At 46.2% G+C, this 18,782-nt stretch carries 17 protein-coding genes; 1 reads left to right on the forward strand and 16 read right to left on the reverse strand.

Annotation, left to right across the window (positions count from 1 at the left end):
- The 4 genes from C170_RS13615 to C170_RS13630 form a co-directional block, all read right to left on the reverse strand.
- Positions 1 to 864 (reverse strand): carbohydrate ABC transporter permease, encoded by an 864-nt coding sequence (locus C170_RS13615; RefSeq protein ID WP_036610276.1) that lies wholly within the window; start codon positions 862 to 864, stop codon positions 1 to 3.
- A gap of 2 nt (positions 865 to 866) precedes the next feature.
- Positions 867 to 1,778, reverse strand: coding sequence for a carbohydrate ABC transporter permease (locus C170_RS13620; protein WP_047842211.1), 912 nt, complete (start codon positions 1,776 to 1,778; stop codon positions 867 to 869).
- Between the two features lie 75 nt (positions 1,779 to 1,853).
- Positions 1,854 to 4,781, reverse strand: a complete 2,928-nt coding sequence (locus C170_RS13625; RefSeq protein WP_036610277.1) for an extracellular solute-binding protein — start codon at positions 4,779 to 4,781, stop codon at positions 1,854 to 1,856.
- 126 nt (positions 4,782 to 4,907) lie between these two features.
- Positions 4,908 to 6,290, reverse strand: coding sequence for an ABC transporter substrate-binding protein (locus tag C170_RS13630; protein WP_442789460.1), 1,383 nt, complete (start codon positions 6,288 to 6,290; stop codon positions 4,908 to 4,910).
- A gap of 524 nt (positions 6,291 to 6,814) precedes the next feature.
- On the opposite strand from C170_RS13630, the gene C170_RS13635 reads away from it, so the two are divergent.
- The gene (locus C170_RS13635; protein WP_235200760.1) at positions 6,815 to 7,855 is read left to right on the forward strand and encodes a LacI family DNA-binding transcriptional regulator; all 1,041 of its coding nucleotides are present in this window, start codon (positions 6,815 to 6,817) and stop codon (positions 7,853 to 7,855) included.
- A gap of 158 nt (positions 7,856 to 8,013) precedes the next feature.
- Here the strand turns inward: C170_RS13635 and C170_RS13640 are convergent, their stop codons facing one another.
- The 12 genes from C170_RS13640 to C170_RS13695 form a co-directional block, all read right to left on the reverse strand.
- Entirely contained in the window at positions 8,014 to 9,192 is a 1,179-nt protein-coding gene (locus C170_RS13640) for a DUF4272 domain-containing protein (RefSeq protein WP_036610279.1), read from the reverse strand.
- Between the two features lie 21 nt (positions 9,193 to 9,213).
- Entirely contained in the window at positions 9,214 to 10,434 is a 1,221-nt protein-coding gene (locus C170_RS13645; RefSeq protein ID WP_036610280.1) for an RtcB family protein, read from the reverse strand.
- Positions 10,435 to 10,612: 178 nt separating this feature from the next.
- Entirely contained in the window at positions 10,613 to 11,035 is a 423-nt protein-coding gene (locus tag C170_RS13650) for a hypothetical protein (RefSeq protein ID WP_036610281.1), read from the reverse strand.
- Positions 11,036 to 11,144: 109 nt separating this feature from the next.
- Positions 11,145 to 11,579 carry a GNAT family N-acetyltransferase gene (locus C170_RS13655; RefSeq protein ID WP_036610283.1) on the reverse strand — a complete coding sequence of 145 codons (435 nt, stop codon included), beginning with the start codon at positions 11,577 to 11,579 and terminating at the stop codon, positions 11,145 to 11,147.
- Between the two features lie 39 nt (positions 11,580 to 11,618).
- Positions 11,619 to 12,044 carry a GNAT family N-acetyltransferase gene (locus C170_RS13660; protein ID WP_036610285.1) on the reverse strand — a complete coding sequence of 142 codons (426 nt, stop codon included), beginning with the start codon at positions 12,042 to 12,044 and terminating at the stop codon, positions 11,619 to 11,621.
- A gap of 16 nt (positions 12,045 to 12,060) precedes the next feature.
- Positions 12,061 to 12,591, reverse strand: coding sequence for a CDP-diacylglycerol--glycerol-3-phosphate 3-phosphatidyltransferase (pgsA, locus tag C170_RS13665; RefSeq protein WP_036610288.1), 531 nt, complete (start codon positions 12,589 to 12,591; stop codon positions 12,061 to 12,063).
- The gene (locus C170_RS13670; protein ID WP_036610290.1) at positions 12,591 to 13,136 is read right to left on the reverse strand and encodes a ClbS/DfsB family four-helix bundle protein; all 546 of its coding nucleotides are present in this window, start codon (positions 13,134 to 13,136) and stop codon (positions 12,591 to 12,593) included. The genes pgsA and C170_RS13670 overlap by 1 nt, the downstream gene beginning before the upstream one ends.
- 198 nt (positions 13,137 to 13,334) lie before the next feature.
- The gene (locus tag C170_RS13675; RefSeq protein ID WP_036610292.1) at positions 13,335 to 15,260 is read right to left on the reverse strand and encodes an ABC transporter permease; all 1,926 of its coding nucleotides are present in this window, start codon (positions 15,258 to 15,260) and stop codon (positions 13,335 to 13,337) included.
- Positions 15,257 to 16,012 (reverse strand): ABC transporter ATP-binding protein, encoded by a 756-nt coding sequence (locus C170_RS13680; protein ID WP_036610294.1) that lies wholly within the window; start codon positions 16,010 to 16,012, stop codon positions 15,257 to 15,259. Before C170_RS13680 ends, C170_RS13675 begins: the two co-directional genes overlap by 4 nt.
- Before the next feature lie 116 nt (positions 16,013 to 16,128).
- On the reverse strand, positions 16,129 to 17,133 hold the full coding sequence (locus tag C170_RS13685) for a sensor histidine kinase (protein ID WP_036610296.1): 1,005 nt from the start codon (positions 17,131 to 17,133) through the stop codon (positions 16,129 to 16,131).
- Positions 17,130 to 17,819 carry a response regulator transcription factor gene (locus C170_RS13690; RefSeq protein WP_036610298.1) on the reverse strand — a complete coding sequence of 230 codons (690 nt, stop codon included), beginning with the start codon at positions 17,817 to 17,819 and terminating at the stop codon, positions 17,130 to 17,132. Before C170_RS13690 ends, C170_RS13685 begins: the two co-directional genes overlap by 4 nt.
- 189 nt (positions 17,820 to 18,008) lie before the next feature.
- Positions 18,009 to 18,773: an SDR family NAD(P)-dependent oxidoreductase gene (locus C170_RS13695; protein WP_036610299.1), complete on the reverse strand. Its 765-nt coding sequence runs from the start codon at positions 18,771 to 18,773 to the stop codon at positions 18,009 to 18,011.
- Between the last annotated feature and the right edge of the window lie 9 nt (positions 18,774 to 18,782).

Genomic DNA, 18,782 nt, shown 5'->3' on the forward strand with positions numbered 1-18,782 from the left:
TTAATCCTTCATGCCCGAGCTCGCCATCGTCTCAATGATTCGGCTCTGAGAGAAAATAAATAGCGTGATCGGCACACTCATCAAAATCAGTGCTACCGCAGCACCCGCTCCTGCCCGGGATATTCCGCCCTGAATAATCTGACCTGCTGCATAATGCAGGGTCTTGAGCTGCTCGCTGTAGATGTACCCATTGCCATCACTGCCCCATAACATCTGAAACAGCAGTATGATCAATGTAAGCCAGGCTGGTTTCACATTAGGCATGACAATGGACCAGAAGATTCGGTATTCACTGGCACCGTCAATCTTGGCTGCTTCCAGCAGTGCATCCGGGATCTGCTCCATGAACTGTTTCATCAGATACAACCCGAGTGAATAGGCAAATGCCGGAATAATAACAGCCCAGTACGTGTCGATCCATCCGAGCCATGACATGATCATATAGTTTGGAATTGCCGTTACCGCAGGTGTGAACATCAATGACAGTACGACCACTTGGAACATGAATACTTTGCCCGGAAACTTGTGTTTGGCAAGCGGGTAGGCAGCTGCCGAAGCCAACAATACATGGCCTACGATACCGATACCTGTAATAAATACCGTGTTGAATATATAACGCGAGAACGGCACCCACGAGTCACTCAGCAGATTCAGCAGATCCGTAAAGTTGCTGAACGTGGGATTTTTGACAAATAGCGTTGGTGGAAAGGTAAAAATCTCATCCAATGGTTTGAATGCATTGTTGATCGCATAGATCAACGGCAGCACCATGAAGGCACCAAAAACGAGCAGAAGGGCAAACAGGGAGAGGCTTCCCGATAACGAGCGATTCACGCGTTTTTTGCCTGTCGCAATTGAAGCCATAGCTATTCTCCCACCCTTCGAAGCAGTTTCTGGACCAGCAAGTTGGTGCCCACCATAATCATGAACAGCACGGTGGCAATTGCTGATGCATACCCCATCTCAAACCGCGTAGTACCAAAGTCGATCAAATGGGTCACCACAGTCTCTGCTGCATAGTTCACACTTGGGAACCCGGCCAGCGCGATCGACACATCGGCCACGGCAAACGAGGTTGTCAGCTGAATGACTGCGCCGAACATCAACTGTGGACGCATCGAAGGCAGGGTAATGTACCATAGTTCCTGCCAGCGATTCTTGATCCCATCCACCGCTCCCGCTTCGTACAATGTCCGGTCCACCGTCTGCAAACCAGCGATAAACGCAAGAAATCCGGTTCCGAGACTCAGCCATAGCTGCACGAGAATGAGAATAGGCATAATGTAGGCTTCCGTCTTCAGCCACTGGATTGGCTCCAGCAGAAACCCCCATTTGATCAACAGCCCATTGGCAATACCATAACGATCTCCCGAGAAGATCATCAGCCAGATAAAATACACATTGCCCGAAATGGAGGGCGCGTAGAAGATCAGCGTCATGAACGCTCTCCATTTCGGTGTTAACTCATTAATGATCCACGCGAAGACAAAGCAAGCAATATAACTGATCGGTCCGGTAATGATGGCGAACAACAACGTATTCTTGATTGCAATCAGGAATACATCATCCTCCAGAAACAGGCGAGTATAGTTCTGCCAGCCAATAAAACGCGGGAATTCCAGCATGTTAAAGTAGGTGAAGCTGAGTATGATCGAGATGACAACCGGAATCACGGTAAACATGAGGAACAGGAGCATATAAGGTGCAAGCAGAACATAGGAATGTTTGCTGGCCTTCATTTCCTGGAGCTTCCAGCTCCACCACGATTTCATGCCCATCCTTGACGCTTTCTCAGGAGGACTGTTTTGTCCGTCTCGGAGTGATATTTGTGGCACGATTAACCCTCCCTCTACTTACGGAAGACCAAATTCATTACGTTTGACTCGAATCTCGTCCTGAATATATTGGGTATAATCCATGATGGATTCCCTGGCTTCCACTTGGCCAACAACGGTTTTGTAAAATGCATTGAACAGATGGCGGCCTGTAAAATAACCACCGGGTACTTCAGGAATGCCCTTCACCGTTTCGAATTGTGCCTTGAGATTGGCGTAATCCTCCGCAGGCCACGGCAGGGAATCCAGCGCCTTGATGTTGGCCGTTGGATACCGGGCAGCGGCACCCATCAGCCCTTCCATCTCCCGCCCGAATTCAGCTTGAATCGGTGTGCTGGTCCACCACTTCATGAACTCCCACGCCGCATCCTGATCTTTGGCACCCTCCAGCATCATGACTGCGCTACCTCCACCCGGTACGTCCCGATTCAAGGTACCATCTGCTTGAACGGTTCCCGGGACAGGAACGAATCCCCATAGTCCGCGAATCTCCGGTGCAAATACGGACAATTGGTTGTACATGGTGTAATCCGTTAGTCCGATAGGCATCTGTCCTGTCCGGAAACGGTTGGCAAAGTCATATTCCCGCTCCAGCTTGTAATCGGTATAGAATTCCGTCCACTGCTTGAACGTCTCAATTCCGATCCTTGAATCCAGATCCGACTCCTTGTCATCGTTACGATAGAAGGCGCCTCCGTTCTGAAGCAGCATCGTTGCATACTGCGAGTTCGGGGGGATATTAACACCCTGCATATTAGCTTGGGTCACAATCGGCATACCAAATTCCATATGATTTTTGCTCAGAATCGCGAGCAGAGCTTCGACATCTTCCCAGTTCTGAGGCACTTCAAGTCCGAGTTCTTCGAGCACGTCTTTACGATAAAACAGCATGTTAAAAGTTTGCGTTTCCGGCAGGGCATATACGCCTGAATCATAGGCATACGGCACGATTGCACTTTCCCTGAACTCCTGTTCCACGGTGCTATAATCACTGAATTGCGTCAGATCTACAGCCGAGTTCCGCATCGCAAAGTTCACCGGCAGATCATTGCCGATCTGCATCGCTACATCCGGACCTTCACCGGACAAAGTCGCTGGCAGCAAGGTTCCCATATTCACCAGCTTCAGATTGACATTGATACCACTGTCTGGTGTGAAGGTCTTGTCAATCATCGCTTTCATCGTATTCGCCTGATCACGTCCGCTGCCAATCCAGACGGTTACCGTACGCTGATCTTCAGATGTAGCTACATTACCAATCTGGTTATAATCAATGAAGAACGAATGATAGAATATCTTCGCTTCATGACCAAGCTTGGCAAGTGGCCCCATACCTGTTCCAGGAATATCGCGGTCAATCGAAGTGACGTACAGTGCATCGATTTCAAGGGGCTGCTCTCGTGCCTGCTGCACCCATGTGCCGAGACCGCCTGTATTGGTTTTATAAGCCGCAAGCCGTCTTGGAATGGTATCTGGCTTGTCAATCATCTCGTCCAGTTGCAGCGCCATCGTCTTAATCAGTGCTTCCTGATCGCTGGACTGTCCTGACAGAAGACGAAGCTGTGCGGCCACGTCCTTGAGGCGTTTACTTTCTCCGCTGAATACTTCCAGCAGGTTCGGGATCTGTTTCTCCACCCGGTAATCCCGGAATTCATCAGGCTTCGTGCCTGTAATCATCAGAATGCGTCGGTACATGGAGTTCAAGTTGTACAGACTGTCCTCCACATTGCGGATAAGCGGTGCAAAATCCCCAAGGCTGTTCTCCAGCCGTAGCACATGTTTTCCTTTTTCCATGTGAAACTTGTATGCTTCCTTGCCGCCCATCACGTCAATACGATAGTCACTTTGATAACGGAAAGGTGCTTGAGCCATCTCTGCAAACGGAACTTCACCATCGATGGTCAGTTTGCGTGTAGAATAGATGCCTTTGACAAAATTCTGCTGAGCGGTAAAACCGATATGATACAGTCCACTTTCCGGCACATCCACTTCCCATTCAATCCATTGTCCTGGCAGACGCCAGTTAAAGCCGCCAATCGTATTGATGCGTACCTGGGAAGCGCTATAAGGAGATACAGCAGAACTTGACCTTTCGCTGGTCGGGTATAACGTAGGTGAAGATTTGGCAATCGCGGCTTCTCCTTCAATGCGAATCAGTACATCCTTCGGCTGCCCAGAGGAGTCCGATTGTTGTGCCCCTGCAGTCTCTGTGTAAGGAACAGCTGTCTTCTCATTGAAAAGACGAATGGACCGAATCACCATGGGTTCACGCGATGATTTTAGCGTTAGCGTGTGTTCCCCTTTTTCCAAATAAAACTTGAATGGAGTCTGTTCGTACCCGTCGGAGTCCTGAAACATTTCTTCCAGCCAGCGTGGTTGCTCCACTTGTCTCGGGCGAAGGTCATTGCCTTGGTTATCCTGTTCAACGACATCTTTCTCATTCGCCCATACCCGGTCAAACTGCAAATAGGCGGCTTCCGCAAAAGGAAGTTCACCATCAATGTACAATGCACGCTCAATGGCCGAACTCTTGCCTTCTACGGGAAAATAGATTGCGGACAGGTTATACAGCCCGGTCTCCGGCACATTAATCGTCCAATCGACTTGTCCGGTCTCTCCGGTATGGAGAGATACACCATCCATTCCTTCATAATTAGTCAGTTTGCGGACGTCTTCACCTTCGGCTTTTATGTAATCTCCTGCTTCAATGGTGATGTCCACATTCGGCTGTGTAGCCTGATCCGTTCCGGATCGATACTGTTCGTATCCCTTTTTCTGCCGGGTCTGCTGCAAGACTGCATCCACTTCAATGGCAGGCAGACTGCCAGGTGGAATGTTTGCACTCTTTCCATCAGCGCCGGAAGTTACATATAGAATGATGCAGGCTGCCGCCACGATGAATACTGTGGACAATATCCATGTCTTACGTTGTAGAATTCCAGCCATCCTACGAGTCCTCCTCATCAAGGCTGATGCCAGCAATGCCGATTTGGTGGTTCAGGAAAAGGGGCTCCGTGCAACATTGCCGACACGAGCCCCCCTGCCTGAATCGTTTGCTGGTGATAAGTGTTGTTATTGTTTGCCGAGTTTATCAATTGCAGCTTGTGCCTGTGCCTTGTATTTCTCGGCTGTTGCTGTCACGGAAGCATTGTTTTTGATGATATCGTTCACATAATCCCCGAAAGGGTATCCTGTGTAGGCATCATCCAGCAAGATGCGGCCGGTTCCAGCGATGTGCTCGCGAATGATCGCAATATCCTTCTCGTCGGTATAACGACTCTCCAGATAATCTTGACCTGGATACTCTTCAATCTGCGGGATGTCGAAGGTCTCTTCATAGATTTGGTAGACGATCTTTGGATCTTCCACACCTTTTGGAATGAACTTCGCTGATGCTGCATTGTTTGCATACGTTACCTCTTTGCTACCCTGTGGCCCGTTCGGAATCGGCACAACACCAACAGCAAAGGTGAGATCGCCCAACTGCCATTCAGCAGCGGTGAACAGAGCTACATCTCCATCTTTGAACGTATTGCTTTCCTCCCAATTGGTTTTGTCGCCGGTTTTGACCTTCACGACATTTTCCACGTTATACAGGCGTTTGACGAATTCGGCAGCTTCAATCGTTTTCGGATCGGACAATCCTTCTTTGCTATTGGTATCATCCACGATCGTTCCACCATTGGCTGCGGTAAAATGACGAACGACATCAAGCGCCCAGCCAGAAAATCCGTATACGTCAGTTTTGCCGTCGTTATTGGTATCTTTGGTTGCCTGTTTGGCAAGTTCCATGAATTTGTCCCAATCCCATTTGCCTTGGTTATACAGTTCTTGAGGATCAGGCAAAGATAATTTTTTGAACAAGTCACGGTTATAGTGAAGTCCCAGACCAATGCTGGTTGGAGATTCGAAGGCATATTCGTTGCCTGCAATGGCAGGAAATTTTGCAATCAGGTTAGCCTCTTGGTTGATGTTATTCTCAGGTGTAGTGAATTCGGAGATGGGCAATAGTTGCCCTTTGAGGATGGCGGGTAGTGCGGATTTGTACTCCATCTGAACGATGTCGGCGAACGGTTCGCCAGCCAGTGCAGACGTTGTGAATTTGTTCATGTATTCTTCAAAAGGTACGTTAACAAACTCCAGTTTCACGTTGTATTTCTTCTCGACCTCTGCAATTTTATCAAGTCTGGCCTTATCGGAGGCCGTCTCTCCCGCCGGTTTCAAGTCCCACCAGGCCGCGACCTTGATGACACGCCCACCCAGATCAGGCACATTAACCACAGCTTCTTCCGCCTCGCCCTCTTTCTCTGTCTCAGCGACCTCGGTGCTGTTACCTGAGTTCGTTGTTCCCTCTGCTTCGGTCCCCGTCTGCGCTGCCCCCCCACCACTGCAAGCGGATACAAAAAGCATCACAGCCAATAACATCAGAGGTAGAACATTCCATCTTCTCATCATGATTTTAACAACCTCCCCGAATGTGTATACCAATCATGGTTCACCCTAAATCGTTAACCCCATTCATCAACCAATCGAAAATAAACAACCACCACCATTTGTTATTTATTTGTTTGCTTTAGACAAACAAAATTTAACACAGCAAAATGTAAGCGTCAACATTTTTGTTGTTAACATTTTCTAATTATTCTGATAAAATGCTGATTAAGCTGTAACATGCCTGTATCACAGCTTATTCAATATCCTGGACTCTAAGTACAAACATATTAAACCATGATTCTAACTTTGTTTATTTTGTTATTTTTATAAAATAACAAAATAATAATTAAGCAGACAAATTTCGTCATACTATCTGAAAATATGCTTACCGTCACGTTGAACGTTCATCCTAAAATACTGTGCATCACTAACATTTTGAATTCTCTGTCCGTTATTAGATTAAGAGAAATACATCATGCTATACTAGAATCGTTGGATATCGCTCCAAATAAGGAATACGGCAGAACTACGAGTGTAAGGATGGTATGATGAAGACAAAGGTAACAATTCAGGAGATTGCACATTTTACGGGTTTGTCGAAATTCGCGGTGTCACGAGCTTTGTCTGGAAAATCGGGAGTTAGCGATCAAACGAGGGATGTCATTCTCAAGGCCGCTGGCAAACTTGGATATTTCAAAGATAACAGCATGTTGTCTGGTGAACTGTATAACAGCCATGAACTTCAGGAACCTAAGAACACACGTTCAAGCGGAACGATCTTGATTTTGTTCCCCAATGTTCGGTACCAAAATCAAGACTCCGTATACTGGGGCCCCGTCTTTAACGGGATCTCTTCCAAGCTGAACCGAAAAGGGATTAATATTCTGACCTTAACGGAACCCTCAGCAGACCAGCTATTTACCCTGCTCAACCCGGATGCCATTCGAGGGATCATTACCGTTGGCTCTATCTCGACCCCGATTCTGCTTGAAATCAAACGGCTCAGTATTCCGGTTGTGATGGTGGATCATCTGGACCCTGTTTTTCACAGTGACAGCATATTCACCGATAACTTCGCATCCATGCGAGAGATCATGCTCTATTTGCTCCGCAAGGGTTTCAAAACATTCCAGTTCGTTGGCAATATCGGGGATGCTCATAGCTTCTATGAACGCTGGATTGCGTATACTTCTGTGCTTATGGGTCATGGGATGGAAATACATCAGATTCCCGAGCTGAGTAATCAGGCATTGGATGAGTTCCGCCAGACGTTCACTTCGGTGATCAGTGAGGATAACCTGCCTGAAGTGTTTGTATGTGCGAATGATTTCTATGGGCTATACACCATAGAAGCACTTGAGAGTATGGGTATTCGTGTACCTGATCAGTGTGTTGTCACGGGATTTGATAATCTATACGACAATATCCCATTACTTGCCACAGTTAATGTGAACAAGGAGTTACTCGGTGCGCGTGCAGTGGATCAGATGTTATGGCGCATTGCGAATCCAGAGAGCAACGTCGAGAAAAAGTTGATTCTTGCTGATGTCATTATTCGTGAACAGTTTGGCAGACATAGTGGGTAAAAGTATAATACATGTTGGTGAATATGTGTGGATATACATATTCACCATATATGGAATAACGCTTATGTCCACACAGAACAGCACACCAAATACCCCTTTAACCGTATTCGTGCGGCTATAGGGGGTATTTGTATTGTTGTATGTTGTGTAATCCCGTTTTACGTATCTGTACGCACATCATCCCAGTCCTGGTCCAGATAACAGATCAACCAGTTCAATGCACGGTGACGTTCATAAGCCACTCCACCATTCAGGCCAGCGGGAGGTGTTTTGTCATTCACACGACTATCCACGCACACCCAGTTATAACGGTAGATCAGATCTGCTTCATCCAGAATCTCGCTCTTGCTGCGCAGAGATGCATCGGAGAGAAAGTCGGTAAAACTATCCTTCTGTTGCAAATAACCGACATCCTTCCCTACGTTACACAACTCCGTTGGTGCACCCAGTTCCTTCACATAACCAAGCGCCCACAACATCACGTGGTACGCTTCATATCCCCAAGAGAAGGAGATGATCTCCTGCTGCTCTGCTCCTTGCTGGTCGATAAACCTCTTCTCTACGGGTGAGAAAAAGGAGTCAGCCACATACTTGTCGATCACTTCCTGAACCAGTGCTGCGGTATCATCCGCACTTTCGCCGGCTCCCAGACACTCACCCTTAAGCGCGGCAAGACATAGGGCAACCGCACGGCGCGCAACTTCCTCTTTACTCCGAATCGTGGTGTGCTCATCTCCGGCCCTTGCGGGCAAGTGCGCATTATACGGAATGCCTTGTTCAGTCAACAGTTGCTCTGAACGCGCTTTACGTTGAATGCCAGACTCCGACTGGGGGCTGTCACCGTCAAGGAAACTGGTGTGCGCTGTCACCGTGTAATCCTCTACCTCAGATTCTCCATTCACATCCAGCAATAGCTGACCTTGTGCGTTCAGCAGAGATCCACCTCCCCAGAAGATGACAGCATCCAGCGCATCAGCCAACCGCAACAATTCGCCGAAGAATTCTTCCGAGATGTCCTCTTCCGTCTCAATACCAACCACCATATTCAATGTGGAACATTTGATCAGTACCTTTTCCTGTAGCGAAGCATTGCGCCCTTTAATCTGACCCAAAAATCCAAGCATCCCCTGAATCATTGTCGTAAATTCCTCAGGATGTGTCTGGCTGGTCATGATATTAAAGCCTTTTGTTTTCTTACTGAGCCATTTTTTCTGAGTCACTTGAATATGGGTCTTGTCTTCCCGGCGTTCAATCGTACCCTCAGGATAAATGGATTGAATCAATTCAAACAGCTGATCCAGGTCAAACTGAGAGCTATATATCGCACAATTCCTCATGAAGTTCACCCTCTTTTCTAACTAATCCTTGTATGGATCGAATTCATTACCTCCGGCCATGGCGACACCAACGGGACGCAGCACATGGTTGATCTTCAACGTATTCGCATGTGCGTTCAGTACGTCTTGCAGTTTCTTGTACACAAACGGACTTTCGTCTGTGCCCGCTCCCCGCAGCTCGACACCATAGGCACGAATCGCCTCATGCATCTGTGCTTCGCTAATCTCGCCACCTATGCGTGTGCGCAGCTTGTAATTCATTTTGCCAGCCGCCTGGGTTCGGCTCATCGTGCGCCCTGCCCCGTGCACAGTGCTACGGAATGACTCGGTATTCTCCTCGCTATGGATCCCCTCCACAATGACCGAGATATCACCCATACTGCCTCCGACAAAACCGAGTTGCCCGGGTGCCAATGGCGTTGCACCTTTGCGGACCACCACTACCTCTTCACCCATGTGTTGTTCTTTCCAGGCAAAGTTGTGATGGTTATGAACGGCATATTCAGCACTTGCCCCCAGAATTCCGAGCACCTGTTCAATAACATAATCACGTCCTGCATAGGCATATCGGCCCGCCAAAGTCATTGCGTCCCAATACATATCACCCATTTCACTGTTCAGGTCAAACAACGTAGGCGGTTGATCCATCGATTCGCCCGGCGCTTTGCCACTGAACTGACGCCCTGCGGCAAGGTTAAGGAACCCACTCGCCACTTTGTGACCGAACCCGCGGCTGCCAAAATGATTTGCGATCCACACCTTTCCCGTTGCCTCTTCTACAAAAATATCCACGAAATGATTGCCACTGCCTACGGTTCCAAGTTGGTTACGTGCAAGTGTCTTCAGCTTATGTTGTAATCCCGGTTCAATGGTATCAAACAGCTTCCAGCTCGCGTCGTCGAACAGTTCATGATCCACGGGTGTTGGATTGTTGCGGCCCACGCCGAAAGATATGGTCGAATTGATGTTATCCATGATCGTTGCAATCTGATCCCGAATATCATCCCACATCAGATTCGTGCGCACAGCCTTGTTGCCACAGGCAATATCATATCCGACACCTGACGGACTGATCATATTCCGATAAGCGACAACACCACCGATGGGTTGCGAGTAACCTTTGTGATGGTCGGCCATCAGAGCCACACCCAATACATCACCATATTGCGAGCAAGTCACCGCCTGACTTACGGCGTTCTCCAGCGGTTCCCCCCAGACTTTAATGTTATCTACAATCCGCATGATTGTGTTAACCTCCTATGTACTTTTTTTTGAAAATACATCTTTTATTTCTATACTGTTGTTCTCATTAGTTTAACAAAGATTAGCGTGGCTCGAAACGTCGTCTTCCTTCAGTTCACCATTATCTGCACATTAAAAAAAGAGAGCTAGGCTCCCTTTTCTCACGGTTGGTTCCTATTCACTTCTTGCTAATCTTAAACTTGAACTCCCAAGTTGCTGTGTTACCAGAATATCGACCTCTGTTCTCGGTCACCACCACGGAAAGCGTCTTGTTGGTTGATTTGGAAAACGAAGATAGTTTGACGTTGGTGCTTTTATCCCCGTAATCGGGAATTTTGTCCTGTTCTTCGGCGATGGCCTCCAGTTTCAATGTACCCGTGGATTTCAGGTTTAAGGTGACCGATGAACCCTCTTCCAGATCTTTGCCGTTCACACTTGCTCCGATGGCCCACTCATTACCGACAGAGTTATTCTCGACAAGTTCTGCGCTCACCAGCGTAACGGTTACCTTAACCGTTTTGGCGGCAGCATAGGAGGTTGGGGAACATACGGCGAATACCAGGCTCAGAACCATGAAAACATTAGCCCATTTTTTGAACACGAGAGTGCCTCCCTCTTATTCGTTTCTTTTATTAAGACTATGCCTTATTCGCCGTGTTCCTTAAGTAATCCTTCCACTCGTGTAAGAAATTTTCACTTGAACCTGTCTGTTAAAGATGCTTCCGGTAACCCTGAACCTTCTCATCCTTGAAACCTAACTTCTCATAAAATATATGTGCTTCCTTACGCTGATCGCCAGACACCAGAATCATGTAACCACAACCCATATCTTTTGCAATCCGCTCAATCTGGAGCATTAACCTCTGCCCAATGCCCTGCCTGCGTACCTGATCCGATACAATCACATTCTCCACAACCATGAACGGTTTGCAAGACCCCACCAGATCCATACACTCAACCCCCATAACGGACCCGACCAGCTTGCCATTGTAAAATGCCCCAAGCACATGATAATGACCATTCTGCTGTATGTAATGGAACATCTTTTTCATCTGCTGCTCATTGGTAGGCATTCCCATCAACTCATTGTATAGCTGGCTTAGTGCAGGTAAATCTTCAAGTTCGATTCCTTTAATGGTAACCATGATAACCCTCCTGATTTTTCCTATTTCGCATGCTTTGTCTTAAGTAAGGTCCTTCTTAAAATAATAATGACTGTGTCCGGTCGGTGCATTCTCGATCGTTGTGATTAATTGGTAGCCATGTTTCTTGTAAAATTCCGGTGCTTGATAGGAGAAAGTGTTCAACATAACAAAATCACAAGATTTCTCTCGCGCAATTTGCTCAACTTTAAGCAACAACTGGGAACCATATCCCCGATGCCGTTGTTCAGAATCCACCCAAAGAATATCAACCTCCAGCCAGTTCCAGCAAAGTGTACTAAGCACACCTGCAACAATCTCGCCGGTCTCATTTTTGATATTGAAATTCAGTTCTTCGTACCGATGCCTTAATTCCTCGCTCACATGTGCAGCATTAAATGCGATAAGTTGCTGGCGAACATACTCTGAATCCTCTGAAGTACTTGGATTAATATTTATTTGGGACATCTCCTAATCACTCCTTTTATCTCAACAGTTTATAATTTACGATAATGTAATTCATTCCGGATAAGAGAGTAACGCCTGTTGCAACCCATAGCAATGCCACATCTACTCTGATATCAGTCAGCAAACTAAACGGAACATTGTTCAACAAAATGGCAATGATGGCTGCCACCTGAAGCACCATTTTGATTTTTCCATAACGATCAGCTGCAAGAGCAATACCCTGTTCTGTGGCTACCATTCGCAATGCAGTAATGACAATTTCACGTCCTATAATGATTACAGCAATCCATGAACTGATCATATTCTCCTGAACCATCATGACCAGCGCAACCGCAATCAACAGTTTATCCGCCAGTGGATCAAGCAACTTTCCCAGATTCGTGATTTGGTTATATTTCCTCGCCACATATCCATCCAATTTATCCGTACCTGCCGCTACTGCAAATATAATTAGTGCAATCATCACGCTTTGCTGATTGAGAAAACAGATCATAAACAATGGAATCAACGCGATTCTAGCCAACGTGATTTTATTTGCCAGATTCATTAGACATCTATTCTCCCCTCATCCATGTTGGCTAAGTGACCTTTTTTCCATTTACGTAATCGGGTCCGAAAGGATTTAAAAGGAGCTACCGAATTAATCTGGATCCACTTCACCATAGCCCATCCGGGCTTGGTCCCCGTCCACTGTCTTATCCCTTGTACAAATAATTCCTCTTCGCTCAGCGAGGCAATCCAGTTCTGCCATTGTTGTTCTGTCTCCCGAAACAATGAGCGTAACTCCTCCAACGTACAACCTGAATACTTTTCGTAAAATGATTCATTTAATGACCCTAGTTGGTTCCATTTATATCCTGGTGCCGGCATATGGAATTCATTTCCCAACTGTTCATTTCGCTCCCAATCCATCACCAGGTTCATCCATCCTAACTGGTAGGCGATCATCTGGGCAGGCGTCTTGTCCACACCTTCAACCCACTTATCTTTGTCGCTGTTATGGATGTCATTGAATTCACCCTCAAACAATTCATAGGTGAGTCGAATCGTCTCACTTAACTCTTTCTTCGAGGCATATAGAACTCCAGGCACGCTACTCCACTCCTCTCGTTTCACCGGTATACATGAATCAGAAGCATGGACTCTATCATCATTTCGACTCAATTCCATAATCATCCTTTTTTTCATGAGGCATTATACTTAGAAAAAGAAAAAAGGGCAGTCTGTAAACAATACAGCTGCCCTTTACTCAACCTATTTTGCTATATCAGCATACTCCTGATCCCAATTCTACAAAGCTTCCTTAATCACCCGTTTATAGTACCACACAGACAACAGACCAAAGATCGAATATAACAATGTATAGACTATCATGACAATGACCGTAGGTGTCGCCAGCTCCGTACCAAAGAAAAACCAACCTGATTTCACGGCAAAGTAACTATGACTCAACCCCACCACAAGCGGAATACCAAAGTTAAACAACTGCTTGATCTGAATTCCATGCAACAGATTGCCTTGCGTAAATCCGAGTTTTCGCAGAATGGTATAATTCCCCTTCTCCTCTTCACTCTCGTTCATTTGTTTAAAGTACAGGATACATCCCGATGTAATCAAGAACGTCAAACCAAGGAAACCAACAATGAACATAATTAAGCCCATATTATTACGTTGGTTATTTCTGAACTCAATCTGGGAGAAGCTCGGTGCTTCCAACTGTAGCTCCTTATATACGGCATATGCCTCTTCAGCCTGCCCCTCATTCAGAATACGTACACCATAGTAATCCGCCCACTCGGATTTTTGCAGCTCGGGATCGAGATCCTGCCGCAACTGCTGGTATACCGTTTCATCTACTACCGCTACAGGCGTGCCCCCAGAATAGTATCCAGGAAGAACCCCCTTTTGGGTGGTTCCGATCAGTTGTTGTTCTAGCGTTCGCTTCAATCCATGCAAGACAATTGGACCTGTCTCCTGAATGGAAATCAACTGCTGAACGGCATTTCCGTATCCCATGAAGACCGCTTCGCCTGGTTGCAGATCAATGTTATCTACCATCTTGTCACTCAACACACTACTGAATAGGTACTTTTCCGTCATGGACTCATCCATCACTTTATGAGCATCAATTTCAATATAAATGGGCTGTCTATGCTTCTCTTCATATGGAATCTGTTTGTGTTCCAAATCCGTTACAAAGCGATTTTTCACATCAACCTGAGCAAAAGAGAAATCCTCCGGCAAGCTTTCTTTCGCCTGAGCCTCTGCGGAATAATACGAAATGTAACTGAGTGACAGCATGCCAATAGCAAGCGCCGATACGGTTGTAATAATTGTAAGCAGCAATGCATTGGACTTCATGCGGAACATGATTGAAGATAAAGACAACACCTCATGAATGGATAGGTATCCGTTTTTACTTTTGCGAATCAGATTAAAGATAAAACTTACCGAACCCTTATAGAACAGGTATGTCCCCAGTATGACCGAGAAGAGAATCAGGATCATCGTATACATCAACTGCTGCATATCCATTGCCTCACCGCTGAACAGCCGTGCAGACATGAAGTATCCATACACAATCAGAGCAATGCCCAAGACGCCAACAATCATCTGTCCGACAGACATCTTCTGCACCTGCTGCTCCGAAGTGGCCGACACCCGAAAGAGTGAGAGAATGCTCTGTCTCTTGATAAAAGTGTAGTTCATCAGCATGATGAGCAGATACATGATCGTAAAAACAATCACCGTTTGCATCAGTGCCATCGGAGAGAAGTACAGTTTCGTAATCGCATCCACACCGAGAATTTTGAACAATATCATCAATACCAGCTTGGACGCAAGAAACCCAATTAACACACCGATAGCCATGGAGCCAAAATAAAGAATACTATTCTCCGCACTCAAAATACCAAAAATTCTGCCTTTCGTCAGTCCGATCAATTGAAATAATCCAATCTCTTTGCTACGCCGCTTGATAAAGATCGTATTGGCATAGAGCAAAAAGATACCAACAATGACGATTAACAGTACCGAAGATGCGCCTATAGCCGCCGCACCTTTTGTTGAAGCAGCTACCTCATCCATGGAAGGATCATACTGTAACGTCACAAAGGAGAAATACAATGCCACACTGAACACAAGCGCAAATACATAGAGATAATAATTCTTCAGATTTTTTCTGAGATTGCGGAAGATAATATAATTCAAGCTCATTGCTGCACACCACCCAATACGCCCTGGGTTTTGATAATATCGTTGAAGAACGATTGCCGTGATTCGTCTCCTTTATTCAACTGGGTGTAGATCTGACCATCTCGAATAAAGATCACTCTGCTGCAATAACTTGCGGCAACCGGATCATGGGTAACCATAATAATAGTCGCTTTTCGTGCGCTGTTCATATCACTTAACTTGCCGAGCAGATCCGAAGCGGACTTGGAATCCAGCGCTCCTGTCGGCTCATCCGCAAAAATGATACTCGGCTCGTGGACAAATGCTCGTGCTGCCGAAGTCCGCTGCTTCTGACCCCCTGAAATCTCAGATGGATACTTGTCTTTCAATTCGTAGATTCCCAGTTCACGGGCGATCTGTTCAAACTTCCGGTGCGCCTCCTGCTTTGGAATGCTCGTAATCGAGAGCGGTAATAATACATTTTCCTTCACCGTAAGGGTATCCAGCAGATTATATTCCTGAAAAATAAAGCCCAAATGATGTTTGCGGAACTCAGCCAGCTGTTTCTCCTTCATTCCGGTGAATTCCTTGCCCTCAATATCAATCGTGCCCTGGCTCACCCGATCGATGGAGGAAAGTACGTTAAGCAGTGTCGTTTTGCCTGAACCCGAAGGCCCCATAATACCTACAAACTCTCCCTTACTTACCCCAAGATCAATCCCCTTCAGCACTTCCTGTTTATTCAGTTTATTACCATAGACTTTATGAATTTTTTTGGCTTCCAGTATCCACATATTACACTCACTCCTCTTAGATCTTCTGCAAAATGCTCATGTCTATATCATAGGCGGAATGTGCAGTGTTATCGTGTGATTCACCGAACAAAACCAAAAAGCATGTGACATTGTTGTCACACGCCTGCAAGATGCACCATGTCGTTTTTTCGCGGAAAAGTAAGTGTGACGATTGTGCCCTCGCCAAGAGAAGATTCTACATGAATGTTCATATGCAGCGTCTGGACCACCTGACGAACCAGATACAGCCCCATCCCGGTTGCCGCCCCATCCATTCTGCCTCGGGTAGACGTAAAACCTTTATCAAATATACGCGGCAGATCTTGAGTCTCAATCCCTCGCCCGTGATCCTGAATCATGAGTATGATGTGTCCATCCTGTTCCCAACTTTCAATGAGGATGTCCGATGAATCGCTATATTTCACCGCATTGCTCAACAACTGCCGGAGGATGAAGCCTAACCATTTGCTGTCTGTGAGCACGCGCGATACCATTAAAGACACATCAAAGCCAATGCCTTTGGAAATGCACCACGATTTCAACGCTCGTATCTCGCTATTCAATACTGGTTCAAGTTCCGTCTCTTCGATGAACAGATCATTATGCATAAACGGAATACGCTTCTGATGAAGCTGCTGATCCAGCAACTGATGAATTCGTAACCATTCATATGTCATTTGGCTCTGTAACTTGTCATCTGGCATGCGCTCGATCATCAGTTGCAACGCAGTCAGTGGGGTCTTCACCTCATGAATCCAGGACAACATCTCGTCCTTCTCCTGTTCCAGAGCGATAAAATGATGTGAAGACTCCTTACGATACCGCTGTGTCTGGGAACTGACGGCCTCATGTACAATCTGCTCATATGGACTTTCGGCGATATCAAGTTCTCCCAGATCATAGGTATGATCCCAGATGCTCAACTTTTTATAGAAACGGGTCTCTTTCAGGTATCTCGCCCAGATAAAAACAAGGCATACCACCACATTCAATCCTACGATATACACCACAGATTGGAATGGAATGGACGAGTCCAGGTAGGCCACCAATAAAATAATAAGTTGCATGCTTACCAGTAGCCATAACCAACTAGCCCTTTCTCGTATGTACTTTCCGATCATGCTTCTGCCTCTTCCGTTGCCATGTACCCCTGCCCTACTTTGGTTTCAATGTACCGCTCCAAGCCGATGGGTTCAAGTTTCTTCCGTAACCGATTAACGTTAACTGTTAGCGTATTGTCACTCACGAAATGCTCATGATCCCACAAGCTCCGGATGAGGTCCTCACGGGTAACAATCTGATTTTTGTGCTCCACCAGCACTTTAAGGATAAACATCTCATTTTTCGTTAACAGGACAGATTCATCCCCGCAGGTCAGTGTATTTTTCACATATTCAATAGTGGCACCGCGCCAGGTTCGAAGTTCAATATGCTCTGTATTATAGTTATACACCCTCCGCAAAGTCGCTTGGATCTTGGCAATCAATACATCGAAATGAAAAGGCTTCTGGATAAAATCGTCTGCACCCAAATGCATGGACATAACCATATCCGCAGGATGATCCCTTGAGGACAAAAAGATAATCGGCACATTGGAGTGCGAACGAATGATCCGGCACCAATGGAACCCGTCATATTGGGGTAACTGAATATCTATAATGACCAGTTGCGGCTGAATTACGCTGTACTCCTGCAGTACCTTTCCAAAATCCTGCACACCATACACATCATACGACCATTGGGACAAACGTTCCTTGATTTCACTGAATAACGACTCGTCGTCTTCAATGAGCATAATTTTAAACAAGAGACTTCACCACGTTTCTGATCTTCTAAGGTTGAATAAGGTAATTAGACTCCGTTGTTGAAGGATCACCTTTACCGTAACGTATCGTTCTTCCGATCGCTGATTCCAGTGTACAGGGAAGTTGGGCTTATATCAAAAGGTATCCATACTTCGTAAGAAAACGAGCTGAAAGAAGTATCGTATATCATATTAGCTCTCAACAGTGTGTATAACATGGCTTGAATCACTATTTTCGTCCATCCGCTCGATCAACTGCATCGCTACGTCTCGTGGCGATCTTAATTGTCCTGCTTCATATACTTGATTGAACATACCTGCAAGAGCGAACTCCTCTGCACTTTTGCCTCGTGCAACAGCCTGCAATTCCGTATCGACCATCCCCGGATCAAAAGCAATAATCTCAACAGGGTTCTGTTGACCCGTTTGTTCCAAAGATACGCATTGGGTGAACATGTTCATACCTGCCTTGGATGTACAGTACACTGCCATTGAAGGCGCGGGATAACTTCCCGAACCCGATGAGAGATTAACAATTTTACGTCTGGCGGACAGGTGATTTGTTTGTTGAATAAAAGATGAACTCAATATCATTGGTGCTGCGAGGCTGATGTTAAGACTCTGACTTATCTCTGCCGCACTGCATTGATCGATAGGTTTTAGAGGCTCCAGCATCGCTGCATTATTAATGAGTCCAATGAATTCAGCTTCTTGAGAAGGTATTTGGTCCAATATGCGTGTAATCAAATCATCGATCCCATTCAGGTCGGCAAGATCATACTGAACATGGCGGTAACGCCCGCTCCATTCCTCGCTTGATTCCAACAGATCCGAACCCCCGCGTGAAATACCGTAAACGTAATCCCCCTTAGCCAATAATAACTCTGCAAGTTGTAAACCGATCCCTTTGGATGTGCCTGTAATGATAAAGTGTCTTTTTCCTGTTTCTGTTCCCATTCCGATACC

This window comes from Paenibacillus sp. FSL H7-689 (genome assembly GCF_000517905.1).
GTDB lineage: Bacteria > Bacillota > Bacilli > Paenibacillales > Paenibacillaceae > Paenibacillus > Paenibacillus amylolyticus.